General features: G+C 66.9%; 10 protein-coding genes. 9 read left to right on the forward strand and 1 reads right to left on the reverse strand.

From position 1 onward, the window contains the following. Nucleotides 1-187 precede the first annotated feature (187 nt). On the reverse strand, nucleotides 188-1951 hold the full coding sequence (locus OCW50_RS24130) for a L,D-transpeptidase family protein (RefSeq protein ID WP_262299274.1): 1764 nt from the start codon (nucleotides 1949-1951) through the stop codon (nucleotides 188-190). 439 nt (nucleotides 1952-2390) lie between these two features. Between OCW50_RS24130 and OCW50_RS24135 the strand changes: the two genes are divergently transcribed. The 9 genes from OCW50_RS24135 to OCW50_RS24180 all read left to right on the forward strand — a co-directional run bounded on the left by OCW50_RS24135 (nucleotide 2391) and on the right by OCW50_RS24180 (nucleotide 13517). Continuing rightward, nucleotides 2391-4217 (forward strand): M3 family oligoendopeptidase, encoded by a 1827-nt coding sequence (locus OCW50_RS24135; RefSeq protein ID WP_262299275.1) that lies wholly within the window; start codon nucleotides 2391-2393, stop codon nucleotides 4215-4217. Between the two features lie 93 nt (nucleotides 4218-4310). Continuing rightward, the gene (locus OCW50_RS33250; RefSeq protein ID WP_315974467.1) at nucleotides 4311-6257 is read left to right on the forward strand and encodes a PQQ-dependent sugar dehydrogenase; all 1947 of its coding nucleotides are present in this window, start codon (nucleotides 4311-4313) and stop codon (nucleotides 6255-6257) included. A 104-nt stretch (nucleotides 6258-6361) separates the two neighbouring features. Continuing rightward, nucleotides 6362-7729, forward strand: a complete 1368-nt coding sequence (locus OCW50_RS24150; protein WP_262299276.1) for an ABC1 kinase family protein — start codon at nucleotides 6362-6364, stop codon at nucleotides 7727-7729. A gap of 58 nt (nucleotides 7730-7787) precedes the next feature. Next, nucleotides 7788-9005, forward strand: coding sequence for a glycosyltransferase (locus tag OCW50_RS24155; protein ID WP_262299277.1), 1218 nt, complete (start codon nucleotides 7788-7790; stop codon nucleotides 9003-9005). Nucleotides 9006-9199: 194 nt separating this feature from the next. Further along, nucleotides 9200-9493, forward strand: coding sequence for an aa3-type cytochrome c oxidase subunit IV (locus OCW50_RS24160; RefSeq protein ID WP_262299278.1), 294 nt, complete (start codon nucleotides 9200-9202; stop codon nucleotides 9491-9493). A gap of 75 nt (nucleotides 9494-9568) precedes the next feature. Then, nucleotides 9569-10705, forward strand: a complete 1137-nt coding sequence (locus tag OCW50_RS24165) for a Re/Si-specific NAD(P)(+) transhydrogenase subunit alpha (protein WP_262299279.1) — start codon at nucleotides 9569-9571, stop codon at nucleotides 10703-10705. 20 nt (nucleotides 10706-10725) lie between these two features. Further along, nucleotides 10726-11175: a proton-translocating transhydrogenase family protein gene (locus OCW50_RS24170; RefSeq protein ID WP_262270349.1), complete on the forward strand. Its 450-nt coding sequence runs from the start codon at nucleotides 10726-10728 to the stop codon at nucleotides 11173-11175. 4 nt (nucleotides 11176-11179) lie between these two features. Next, a complete protein-coding gene (locus OCW50_RS24175) occupies nucleotides 11180-12577 on the forward strand; it encodes an NAD(P)(+) transhydrogenase (Re/Si-specific) subunit beta (RefSeq protein WP_262299280.1) in 1398 nt (465 codons plus the stop codon). Between the two features lie 460 nt (nucleotides 12578-13037). After that, nucleotides 13038-13517, forward strand: coding sequence for a GNAT family N-acetyltransferase (locus tag OCW50_RS24180; RefSeq protein ID WP_262270347.1), 480 nt, complete (start codon nucleotides 13038-13040; stop codon nucleotides 13515-13517). Nucleotides 13518-13611 lie beyond the last annotated feature (94 nt).

A 13611-nucleotide genomic window follows, 5' to 3' on the forward strand; every position in this document is an offset into this window, starting at 1 on the left:
CCGGAGCCACTGTCCCGCACGATGCGCCCGGCGGTCCGTACGCAATACTCTCACTGTGATACTCGTCTTTACCGGGCCGCATCCGTGGATGCGGCGATCCTTATGGTGAAAGGATCTTTGCCGAGGACGGTTACCTTCGCGTTAAGTGAGGCCAGAATTTCGTTGAAAACGGAACAGGATCCGGGAGCTATTCGGACAGGTTGAGGGCGGCCCGGACCTTGCGGTCGAGACCGTAGATGTCGTCGAAGCGCTTTACCTCGCCCTTCTCGTCGACCGCGAGCGTGAAGTAGGTCAGGTGCACGGGCAGGGGATTGGTCAACTGCACGGTGCGCTCGCCCTTGCCGATGAGCCCGCGCAACCGTTCCTCGGTCCATTTGCCGTCCCGTCCCATGATCTCCTCTGCGAGTTCGAAGGGCTTCTCGACGCGCACGCATCCATGGCTGAAGGCGCGCTTGCTGGCCGAGAACAGGGTGCGGTTGGGCGTGTCGTGCAGATAGACCGCATGCTGATTGGGGAACATGAACTTCACGAAGCCCAATGCGTTGCGCTCGCCCGGCGGCTGCTGCACCACGATTCGGTCGCCCCGGCGGATGATCTTGTAGCCCTTGCGCGCTGCGTAATAGGGGTCGCTGGCAAGAGCGGGCAGGATCTCCTTCTTCATGATCGAGGGCGGGATCGTCCAGGACGGATTGATCACGAGATACTTCATGGTCTCGGAGAAGATCGGCGTCTGCGACTGCTCCTTGCCGACGATCACGCGGGTCTGGTGCACGATGGCGCGGCCGTCGACCACCTGCAGGCGGTATTCGGGCACGTTCACCATGATGTGCCGCTGCCCCAGATCCGCCGGCAGCCACCGCCAGCGCTCCATATTGGTGATCAGGTCCGACTGCCGCTGCGCCACCGATGGACCGGACAGAGCGGCGATCGTCTGCGCATTCAGAACGCCCGTGTCCGGCAGCCCCTTTTCCTTCTGGAAGGCCGCCACGGCCGAGGCCACGCGCTCGTCGTAGACCGTCTGGTCGTCCGGGTCCTTCACGAGGTTGAACCGTGCGCGGATCAGAGGCACGCGCGGATCCTTCATGCCCACGCGCAGGGTCGGGCCTCGCGGAAGCCGCACGCTCGGCTGCGACGGATGGCTTTCGCGCAGCTTCGCCAGTCGCTCCTTCAGGGCCTTGTAGCCGGGATGCGGCGGGTTGTAGGCCTCGAGCGCTCCACCCGCGTCTCCCGCGGAGGAAACCCGGCTCAACACGTCGGGTGCCGACGGCAGGTCGAGCTTCGGGGTCACCAGCGGCGACAGGCGGGCGAGATCGATGCGCCCCCCACGGGCGTCACGGGCATAACGGATCACGGACAGGGAGAGCTTCACGTCGGCCCTGGCCCATTGCGCCGGCGTCGCATCCTTGCGCAGGCCCCGGTCGGGCAGGGCGTAGTCGGCCGGATCGAGCCCGTCCTCGTCGGCGGCCTTCAGGCGTTCCATCACGCCGCGGGCGGCGGGCGACCAGGCTCCGTCCTGGGCCCAGACGAGAGGACGCTCGGCCTGTGCGTAATAGGCCGACAGGGCGTCCCGGTCCTTGCCGCTCACCCGCAGGTCGCGCATGGCGGCCTCGTCGGCGAACAGGCCTTCCACGGCCATGCGGAAGACGTCCGCTTGCATCAGGGCGGTGACGGGGGCCGCATCGGGCAACGGGATGTCGATGACGGGCGGGGCTTTGAGATCGGCCGCCTCGACGGTGACGGGCGCGGGCTCGAGGAGCGGAATGGCCTGGGATGCCGTGTCCTGTTCGGCCGGGGCGTCCGGAACGGCGGCATCGTGGAAGGAGGGTTCCGCGGGAGCGGTCTGGACGACGTCCGGCCGAGTGCCGGCGTCTTCGGCGAGGGCGGCAAGGGGGAGGAGTGAAACAGACCCGATGAGACCGAGCCAAAGTGCCGTCTTGCGCAAGCCACGCATGATCCTGCTCCTCGTCGCAATGAATGTGGAGGCTCGAAGGTCCTCCATCGAAAGGATTTCGTCAGTGTTCCCGCACACGTTCTGTTACGCTTAACGCACAAAACGCCGTGCGGCTTCATCGTCTAGGTCAAGTTCCTTCAATTTTCTGTAAAAAGCCCGCAGCCTGGCGAGCCTCGCGCCTCCTTGCGAACGATGCGCCCATCGCCTGGAAGGCCGTCGGGAGAGGCATGAAGAGGGATGAGGGGTCGAACCCGCGTGCGGGGTCGCCCGGGCGCTGCCGGGAGAGAAGGGTCAACCGGCCGTTGACGGGAGGCAGGCGTCGCCCCCTGGCCGAGGTGGGTTGATCCGCCGAGCGCCGCGGCCAATATGTGTGCAGGACCATTCCGTTAGACCGATCCCAAGCAGGCCATCGCCCGTGACCTCCCTGACATCCTCTCCCATGCATCATCCATCCACCGCCGGCGCCGCGCAGGCCGAACTCGGGCTGCTGCCCGAATGGAACCTCTCTCACCTCTATCCCGGCATGGACAGCGAGGCCTTCAAGCAGGATCTCGCGAAGGCCGAATCGGAGTGCAAGGCCTTCGCCGACGCCTATCGCGGCACGCTCGACGCGATGGCCAGAGGCGAGAGGGCGTCCGTGCGGCTGGACGAGGTGGTGAAGCGCTACGAGGCGCTCGAAGATCTGCTCGGCCGCCTCATGTCCTATGCCGGCCTCGTCTATTCCGGCGACACCACCGACCCGATCCGGGCGAAGTTCTACGGCGACACCCAGGAGCGCCTGACCGCCGCCTCGACGGAGCTGCTCTTCTTCGGGCTCGAACTCAACCGCATCGACGACCAGGTGCTCGACAAGGCCGTGAGCGAGGAGCCGCTCAGGCATTACAAGCCCTGGATCGAGGATCTGCGCAAGGACAAGCCCTTCCAGCTCGAGGACAAGATCGAGCAGCTCTTCCACGAGAAGTCGGTGACCGGCCGCTCGGCCTGGAACCGCCTGTTCGACGAGACCATCGCGTCGTTGCGCTTCACCGTGCGTGGCGAGGACCTGCCCATCGAGCCGACCCTGAACAAGCTGCAGGATCCGGACGAGGGCGTGCGCAAGGACGCCTCCGACGCCCTGGCCAAGACCTTCAAGGCCAATCTCCGCACCTTCACGCTCATCACCAACACGCTTGCCAAGGACAAGGAGATCTCCGACCGCTGGCGCGGCTTCGAGGACGTGGCCGATTCCCGCCATCTGGCGAACCGGGTCGAGCGCGAGGTCGTGGAGGCCATGGTGTCGGCCGTCCGGGAGGCCTATCCGCGCCTGTCGCACCGCTACTACGCCCTGAAGGCCCGGTGGTTCAAAAAGGACAAGCTCGACCATTGGGACCGCAACGCGCCCCTGCCGAAGGTCGAGCAGCGCACCATTTCCTGGAACGAGGCGAAGGATACGGTCCTGTCGGCCTATTCCGCCTTCTCTCCGCGCATGGCCGACATCGCGCAGCGCTTCTTCGACGAGGGCTGGATCGATGCGCCGACCCGGCCCGGCAAGGCGCCCGGCGCCTTCGCCCACCCGACGGTGCCCTCGGCCCACCCCTACGTGCTCCTGAACTACCAGGGCAAGCCGCGGGACGTGATGACCCTGGCGCACGAGCTCGGGCACGGGGTGCACCAGGTGATGGCCGGTCCCAATGGCGCTCTCATGGCGCCCACGCCCCTGACGCTCGCCGAGACGGCGTCCGTCTTCGGCGAGATGCTCACCTTCCGCCGCCTCCTCGACCAGACCAGCGATCCGGTCCAGCGCAAGGCAATGCTGGCCGCGAAGGTCGAGGACATGATCAACACGGTGGTGCGCCAGATCGCGTTCTACTCCTTCGAGCGCAAGGTGCATCTGGAGCGTCGGAACGGCGAGCTCACGGCCGACAAGCTGTGCGAACTCTGGATGTCCGTCCAGGACGAGAGCCTCGGGCCGGCGATCCGGCTCGGCCCGGGCTACGAGAGCTTCTGGACCTATATCCCCCACTTCATCCATTCGCCGTTCTACGTCTATGCCTATGCCTTCGGCGACTGCCTCGTGAACTCGCTCTACGGCGTCTACGAACGGTCCAACGAAGGCTTCGTGGAGCGCTATTTCGCGCTCCTCTCGGCGGGCGGCACCAAGCACTACTCGGAGCTGCTCGCGCCCTTCGGCCTCGATGCGGGCGATCCGGCCTTCTGGCAGATCGGCCTGTCGATGATCGAACGGCTGATCGGCGAGCTGGAGGCGATGGAGACCACGGCCGCGTAAGCATTCTGCCCGGCGGCCGGCCTCCCGGCCGCCGGGCCTGCACACGATAAGAATGGAACGAACACGGATGGGGCTGGACCGGGAGGGTCGACCATGGCGGTTCGTATCGGGAGTCAGGCTGAGGACCGGCTGAGCGGGACCGGCGCCGCGGACACGATCTACGGATACGATCCCAATGCCCGGACACCGCCCACGGCGGCCGCCACCATGATCGTGTCCGGCCTGGACAATCCTCTCTACCTGACCGCGGCCCCGGGCGATTCCCGGCACCTGTTCATCCTCGAGAAGCGCGGGCTTGTGAAGGTGTACGACACCTCCACCGGCCAGTCCCTCGGCGGATCCTTTCTCGACGTCTCGTCGCAGGTCGCGACCGCCGGGGAGCAGGGCCTCCTCGGGCTCGCCTTCGCGCCCGACTTCGCCACGAGCCGGACGTTCTACGTCTATCTCAGCACGACATCCGGCGACGTGGAGATCCGGGAATACAGGACCCAGGCGTCGAACCCGCTCGTTGCGGACCCCGGCAGCATGCGGCTCATCGACCGGATCGACTATCCCACGTCCACCAATCACCGCGGCGGGTGGATCGGCTTCGGACCGGACGGGTATCTCTACGCGGCGACCGGCGACGGCGCGAACGGAGGCAATGCGCAAAGCCTCGGCAACCAGCTCGGCAAGATCCTCAGGCTCGACGTCAAAGGCGACGCCTTCCCGTCCGACCCGATCCGGAACTATGCCCTGCCGCCGGACAACCCGTCGTCGATCGAGGGTATTGCCGGCAGCGCGGCGGGCACCGGCATCTACGCGGCCGGCCTGCGCAATCCCTGGCGCGTCAGCTTCGACCGGCTGACCGGCGAGATGCTGATCGGCGATGTCGGTCAGAACACCACCGAGGAGATCGATCTCGGGCGGGCCGGCGCCAATTACGGCTGGAGCGCCACCGAGGGCCCGTTCGATCCCCGGGCGTTTCCGAACTTCACGAACCCGATCTACGCTTACGGGCGCGATCTCGGGATCGCGGTCACGGGCGGCTATGTCTATCGCGGGCCGGAGCCGGATTTCCAGGGGGTCTATTTCTTCTCGGATTTCGGCACGGGCGGGATCTGGACCCTGCAGCGCGCCTCCGGGTCATGGTCGTTCAAGGATCTGACCGGGCAGGTCGCCGTCGGCGGCGGCCCGATCGGTTCCGTCTCGTCACTCGGGGAGGACGGATCCGGCAACCTCTACCTCGTCGATTACGGGGGCAGGATCTTCCGTCTGGATCTCAGGTCCGGCGCCGGTCCCGACGTGCGGGCCGACGCAGCAGACGTGCTCAGCGGCGGCGGCGGCAACGACCGCATCCTGGGCGGCGGCGGCGACGACTCGCTGTACGGCGGCGCCGGCAACGACACCCTGCGTGGCGGACCGGGTGCCGATCTCCTGTCGGGCGGCAGCGGCATCGATTATGCCGATTACCGCGATGCCTCCGGCCCCGTGCGCATCGACCTCGCGCGGAAGACCCAGGCGGGAAGCGATGCCGCAGGCGACCGCTTGGTCGGCATCCAGGGCGCCCTCGGCAGTCCGTTCGGCGACGTGCTCAAGGGCTCCGGGAGCCACGACACGCTCCGCGGCGGCGGCGGCGACGACAGCATCTCCGGCCATGCCGGCGACGACAGACTATCCGGCGATGCCGGACGGGATACCCTCGTCGGCGGCCCCGGAAAGGATTGGCTGTCCGGAGGGGCGGGGGGTGATGTGTTCCGGTGGTCATCGGCCGGGTCGGCCGGGCCGGATCTGGTCCATGCCGATGTGGTCGCCGACTTCAGCCGGAGCGCTCGGGATCGCCTGGATCTGGCCGCGATCGATGCCAACACCCTCCGCGGCGGCGATCAAGCCTTCGTGTTTATAGGCCGGGCCGACTTCACGGCGCCCGGGCAGGTCCGGTACGAGGTTGCAGGATCGGAAGCGCGGGTCCTGCTGAACACGGACGCGGATCATGATGCCGAGGGCGTCATCCGCCTCATGGCGATCCGCAGCCTGAAAGCCGGAGATTTCTTCCTGTAGCAGGCACGACCGACCCCGGTAAATGGCCGCGGAGGGCCGCCCTGGCGCTCCGCAGACCACGCCATATCTAAAGCTCTCCAGTTCCGAGCAAGAGATTCCACGTCATGGCCAATTCCGACCGCGAAGCGAACCGCTTCTCCGCGCGCGCCGCCCGCTACGCCCGCGTGGGCGCCAATATGGGCGGAGTCGCGGCCCGCATGGCCGGCGCCCGGCTGTTCGGCGGCGATGCGCGTGACGCCTCCAACGCGGCCGTGCTGGCGCAGGCGCTCGGCGGGCTGAAAGGGCCGATCATGAAGGTGGCGCAGCTTCTGGCCACCATCCCGGACCTGATCCCGCCGGAATACGCCGCCGAGCTGCAGAAGCTCCAGAGCGAGGCGCCGCCCATGGGGGCTGCCTTCGTGAAGCGGCGCATGCAGGCGGAGCTGGGACCGCAATGGCAGGGCCGGTTCGGCTCCTTCGATCTCAACCCGGCCGCCGCCGCGTCCCTCGGCCAGGTTCACCGCGCGACCACGAAGGAGGGCGAGCAGCTCGCCTGCAAGCTGCAATATCCCGACATGCAGTCGGCCGTGGAGGCGGACCTCAAGCAGCTGGAGCTCGTCTTCGCCCTCCACCGGCGCATGGATCCCGCCATCGACACCCGCGAGATCGCCAAGGAGATCGGCGAACGGGTGCGCGAGGAGCTCGACTACGAGCGCGAGGCCAAGCACGCGGCCCTCTACGCCCAGACCCTGGCCGATGTGGCGCAGGTCCGGGTGCCCCGGGTTCATCCGGACCTGTCCACCCGGCGGCTTCTGTCCCTCGAATGGCTCGAGGGCGAGAAGATCCTCGGCTTCACCGAGGCTCCGGTCGAGATCCGCAACCGGCTGGCGGTGGCCATGTTCAAGGCCTGGTGGCACCCCTTCAGCCATGCGGCCGTGATCCACGGCGATCCGCATCTCGGCAACTACACGGTGTTCTCCGAGGACGGGGAGGCGCAGGGCATCAACCTGCTCGATTACGGCTGCATCCGCATCTTCCATCCTCGCTTCGTGGGCGGTGTGGTCGATCTCTATCGCGGCCTTCAGACGGACGACCGGTCCCGGGTCGTCCACGCCTACGAGACCTGGGGCTTCAAGAGCCTGTCGAACGAGCTGATCGACATCCTCAACATCTGGGCGCGGTTCATCTACGCGCCGCTCCTCGACGATCGCGTCCGCACCGTGGCCGACGGGGTCAAGCCCGGCGAGTACGGCCGCCGCCAGGCCTTCGAGGTCCACAAGGCCCTGAAAGAGAAGGGGCCGGTCACCGTCCCGCGCGAGTTCGTGTTCATGGACCGGGCGGCCGTGGGCCTGGGCGCGGTCTTCCTGCACCTGAAGGCCGAGCTGAACTATCACCGGTTGTTCGAGAACGAAATCGACCGTTTCTCCCTGGACGGCCTGGAGCAGAAGCAGAAGGAGGCGCTGGCCGCGTCCGGTTTACCAAACCCGGTGTAATGAGGTTGCATTTTTCGCCGGTTGGCCTTACAGCCTAACGATAGGGTAGGGGCAACCGATGAAGATCGCTTTCGTTCACCAGAACTTTCCTGGCCAGTTCCTGCGCCTCGCCCGGACCTTCGTGGCCGAGGGGCATGAGGTCGTGGGGCTCGGGATGGTCAAGCAATGCGCCATCCCGGGCGTGAAGTATTTCTCCTACGACGCGGTGCCGGGGCCGGACGATGCGCCCTACCAGAACCGTTACTCCCCGGTCATTCCCCGCCTGCGGCGGGCCTATGGGGTCGCCTACAGGGCCAAGGCGCTGGCGAGCCAGGGCTTCGAGCCCAACGTGGTCGTGGTCAATACCGGCTGGGGCGAGAACCTGTTCCTGAAGGACATCTGGCCCAGGGCCCGCCATGTGGCCTATTTCGAATATTATTACCACGCCAAGGGCCAGGACCTGGATTTCGATCCCGAGTTCCCGGTCACCAACGAGGAGGTGATCTGGCGCCTGCGCCTGAAGAATTCCATGCAGCTCGGCGCTCTCGACGCCGCCGACTTGGCCGTGGCTCCGACCCGCTACCAGCGGGACACGTTTCCCACTTACCTGCGCGACCGGCTCGCCATCATCCATGACGGCATCGATACCCACAAGCTCCTGCCGGACCCGCAGGTCAGGATCCAGCTCGGCGAGGGCGGGCCGCAGCTCACCCGCGAGAAGCCCGTGGTCACCTATGTGACCCGCAACATCGAGCCGATGCGCGGCGCGCATGTAGTCTTCAAGAGCCTGCCTCATCTCCTCGACATCGATCCCGAGCTCAGGGTCGTCATCGTCGGCGGCCGGGGCACGAGCTATTCCGGCTCCGCGCCCGACGGGCAGTCGTGGTTCGACGTGTTCAAGGCCCGCATCGAGCGTCCGGTCGACTGGTCCCGGGTCCATTTCGTCGGAAACCTGCCCTATGACCAGTTCGTGAAGGTCCTGCAGGTCTCCTCGGCCCATGTCTACATGACCTATCCCTTCGTGCTGTCCTGGTCGTCCATCGAGGCCATGGCGCTCGAATGCCGGATCGTGGCCTCGGACACCGAGCCGGTGCGGGAGGTCATTCAGGACGGGGTGAACGGGCGCCTCTTCCCCTTCTTCGACGAGAAGGCCCTGGCCGAGCGGGTGCGTGAAACGCTCGCGGAGAAGGAGAGATCCGCCGCCATGGCGGCCGAGGCCCGCCGGATCGCGGTCGCGAAATATGATTACGAGACCGTGTGCCTGCCCCAGTGGCGCGCGTTTCTCGGGATCGCATGAGCGAGACGCCCTCGGGACCAGAGGCGGGCACCTTTCGGACCCGTCCGATGTTAATGATCCGAGTCTGCGCATCGCCGCATGCGGCGCGAAGCATTCATAAAGTTTTCGTTTGGAGCCATTCGAAAGATTGCGGCTCCTCACCGCATGCGCTAAACGCAGCAGTTAACAAGTGACGCTGAACAGGGCTTTGAAACATGGCCGATACAAAACATGCGCCGCACGGGGGCTACAGTCCGGATATGGACAGCCGCGCTCATGAGGCGACCTATCAGGGATTTGTCCAGTTTGCCGAAATCGCCACGGCGGTCATCATCTGCCACGTGCTGGCCCTCGCGGTCGGCGGCATCAAGCATGCCTGGCTGACGGCGATCTTCGGCGTGATCCTCTCCCTCGTGGCGGGCGGCATCGGCGCGATGGCTCCGTCCATCGGGGTCCGGGCTCCGGCGGCGGTCGGCGTCCTCCTCCTGCTGGCGCTCATCTTCTACTGAGCGGCTGACGATCGCCTGACAGAAACGAGACAAGAGCTTGTACCCAAGCCGTTGACCACATCTTAGGGGGCCTGCATGCGGATCGCCGTTCTCTCCGAAACCGATGGAGCGGAGACTCGCGTTTCCGCCACCCCCGAGACGGTCAAGAAATACAAAGGCCTCGGCGCCGACGTGGTCGTGCAGGCCGGGGCGGGAGCCAAGGCGGGCATCCCCGATGCGGACTTCGAGGCCGCCGGCGCTTCGATTGCCGGAACCGCCGGGGAGGCCCTGAAGGATGCCGACATCGTCCTCAAGGTCCGCCGCCCCGCCGAGGGCGAGCTGAAGGGCGCCAAGCCGGGCGCGCTCGTCATCGCCATCATGGATCCCTACGGCCAGGACGCGGCCCTCAAGGCCCTGGCCGACGCGCAGGTCTCCGCGTTTTCCATGGAGCTGATGCCCCGCATCACCCGCGCGCAGGTCATGGACGTGCTGTCCTCCCAGGCCAATCTCGCCGGCTACCGGGCGGTGATCGATGCCTCGGCCGAGTATGGCAAGGCGTTCCCGATGATGATGACCGCGGCCGGCACGGTACCGGCCGCGCGCATCTTCGTCATGGGCGCCGGCGTCGCCGGCCTCCAGGCCATCGCGACCGCCCGCCGCCTCGGCGCCGTGGTGACCGCCACGGACGTACGCCCGGCCGCCAAGGAGCAGGTCGAGAGCCTGGGCGCCAAGTTCGTCGCCGTGGAGGACGAGGAGTTCAAGCAGGCCGAGACCGCCGGCGGCTACGCCAAGGAGATGTCGGCCGAGTACCGGGCCAAGCAGGCCGAGCTGGTCGCCTCCCATATCGCCAAGCAGGACATCGTCATCACCACGGCCCTGATCCCCGGCCGGCCGGCGCCGAAGCTCGTGTCCCGCGCCATGGTGGAATCCATGAAGCCCGGCTCCGTGATCGTCGATCTGGCGGTGGAGCGCGGGGGCAATTGCGAGCTGGCCCAGCCGGGGCAGGTGGTGGAGCACAACGGCGTGAAGATCGTGGGCCATCTCAACGTGCCCGGGCGCCTCGCCGCCACGGCCTCCAGCCTTTACGCGAAGAACCTCTACGCCTTCGTCGAGACGCTGGTGGACAAGGAAACCAAGGCTCTGGCCGTGAAGTGGGACGACGAGCTGGTCAAGGCCACCTGCCTGACCCGTGACGGCGCCATCGTTCACACCGCCTTCCAGCCGACCGCTTGAACCGTCCAGGGGAGGACACCATGGCAACGCTTACGCCCGAACAGGCCGTCGAACAGGCCCGAGCGGCGGCAGAGGCTGCCCGCCGCTCGGCCGAAGCCGCTCAGACCATCGCCGATCAGGTGGCGGATGCGGCCGGGGCCGCCGCCGCGGCCGTCACCCACGGGGCCGTCGACCCGACGGTGTTCCGTCTCGCCATCTTCGTCCTGGCCATCTTCGTCGGCTACTACGTGGTCTGGTCGGTGACCCCGGCGCTGCACACGCCGCTCATGTCGGTCACCAACGCCATCTCGTCCGTGATCGTGGTCGGCGCCCTTCTGGCCGTCGGCGTGGACGTGGCGCCCGCCCTCGGCGAAGGGCCGATCTGGGCCCGGGTGCTCGGCTTCATCGGCCTCGTCCTGGCGTCCATCAACATCTTCGGCGGCTTCCTGGTGACCCAGCGCATGCTCGCCATGTACCGCAAGAAGGGGTGAGGCGATGTCGGCCAATCTAGCCTCGATCCTCTACCTCGTCTCGGGCGTCCTGTTCATCCTGGCGCTGCGGGGCCTGTCTCACCCGACCACGTCCCGGCAGGGCAACCTCTACGGCATGGTGGGCATGGGGATCGCCATCCTCACCACCCTGTTCGTATCCCCGCCGAGCGGGCTCAGTGGCTGGGCCCTGGTGATCCTGGGGTTGGCCATCGGCGGCGGCGTCGGAGCGGTGGTCGCCCGGCGCGTGCCCATGACCGCGATGCCCCAGCTGGTCGCCGCGTTCCACTCCCTGGTCGGTCTCGCGGCGGTCCTGGTGGCGGCGGGCGCGCTCTATGCGCCCCAGGCCTTCGGGATCGGCTCCGTGGGCACTATCCACGGCGGCTCGCTGTTCGAGATGGCGCTCGGCGTCGCGATCGGCGCCATCACCTTCACCGGTTCGGTGATCGCGTTCCTGAAGCTCGACGGGCGCATGTCCGGCAAGCCGATCCTGCTGCCGAGCCGCCACCTCATCAATATCGGCCTCGGCCTCCTGCTGCTGGTCCTGCTCGTCGCCTTCATCCGCACGGAGAGCCATGCGGCCTTCTGGCTGATCGTGCTCGTCTCCTTCGTGCTCGGCGTCACGCTCATCATCCCCATCGGCGGCGCCGACATGCCGGTGGTGGTGTCGATGCTCAATTCCTATTCCGGCTGGGCGGCCGCCGGCATCGGCTTCACCCTCGGCAATCTCGCGCTCATCATCACGGGCGCCCTGGTCGGCTCTTCGGGCGCGATCCTGTCCTACATCATGTGCAAGGGCATGAACCGCTCCTTCATCTCCGTGATCCTCGGCGGCTTCGGCGGCGAGACGGCCGCCGCCGCCGGCGGGGCTGTCGAGTCCAGGCCCGTCAAGCAGGGCTCGGCGGACGACGCCGCCTTCATCATGAAGAACGCCGCCAAGGTCATCATCGTGCCCGGCTACGGCATGGCGGTCGCCCAGGCGCAGCATGCGCTGCGCGAGATGGCCGACGAGTTGAAGGCCGAGGGCGTCGAGGTGAAGTACGCCATCCACCCGGTGGCGGGCCGCATGCCCGGCCACATGAACGTGCTCCTGGCCGAAGCCAACGTGCCCTACGACGAGGTGTTCGAACTCGAGGACATCAACGGCGAATTCCCGCAGGCCGACGTGGCCTTCGTCATCGGAGCCAACGACGTGACCAACCCGGCCGCGAAGACCGATCCGTCCTCGCCGATCTTCGGCATGCCGATCCTCGACGTGGAGCGGGCCAAGACCGTGCTGTTCATCAAGCGCGGCATGGGCTCGGGCTATGCGGGCGTCGAGAACGAGCTGTTCTTCCGCGACAACACCATGATGCTCTTCGGCGACGCCAAGAAGGTGGTTGACGAGATCCTGAAGAACCTCTGACGCATCCTGACCGCGAATGCTTCATGCCCGGCCCGGCGCCGGGCATGTTCGTGTCCTTGATCGGGATCACCGGCCTCGTGCCGGTGATCCCGATTGTTGGGAGCGCAGCGCCTCACCGCATCGGGATGGCCGGCACAAGGCCGGCCATGACCTGGAGGGTGTTGTCACCGGCCCTTGCCCCCTTCTCCACGTCATCACCGGGCTCGTCCCGGTGATCCCGATTATCTGGAACGCCGCGCTTCACCGAATCGGGATGGCCGGCGAGAGGAGGGTGATGACTGGCCGTCCATGATGGGAGAGGCGGCAGAACCGGAGGTGTCAGACGCCGCGCTCCGGCGCAGCGCCCCACCGCATCGGCCTAGCCGGGACGAGCCCGGCCGTGACGGGGAAAGTGAGGTCATGACGCAGGGGATGAAATCTGCTTTAACGCGAACCCCGATGCGTTTTGCCGGACCCTGACATGTCCCCGATTACCCTCCGCACCGCCCTTCCAGCCGACCGGGAGGCCGTCATCGAGCTCATCCACCAGCTCAACGTGTTCGAGGCCGACCTCGTCGGCGACCGGCGGCGCGACTACAAGGCTGCGGCGGAATATTACGACGAGCTGATGCAGCGTCTGTCCCGGCGCAACGGCCGCATCGTGCTGGCGCGGGCGGAAGGGGCGACGGTCGGCGCCATGGGCTTCTCCCTCGACCAGGACGCCGCCTATGTGGCCGACGGCTTCCGCAATCACGGAACGGTCACGGACCTGATCGTGCACAACGACTGGCGTGGCCGCGGCATCGGCCAGATGCTGCTCAAGGAGGCCGAGCGCCTGACCAAGGAAGCGGGGCTCAAGCGGCTCTTCATCGGCGTCCTGGTGGCCAATGAGAGGGCGGACCGCACCTACCGGGCCTTCGGCTTCGAGCCTTATGTCTCGATCCTGTCCAAGGAGGTGTGAGGATCGGGATAGGCCTCCTCCCAGGTCTTGAGCATCGTCGGCTTCGGCCAGCGGGCCGCCCACGCCTTTGCCCGGATGCGTTCCCGGTCAACGT

This window comes from Microvirga sesbaniae, from assembly GCF_025460805.1.
In the GTDB taxonomy this organism is placed as follows: domain Bacteria; phylum Pseudomonadota; class Alphaproteobacteria; order Rhizobiales; family Beijerinckiaceae; genus Microvirga; species Microvirga sesbaniae.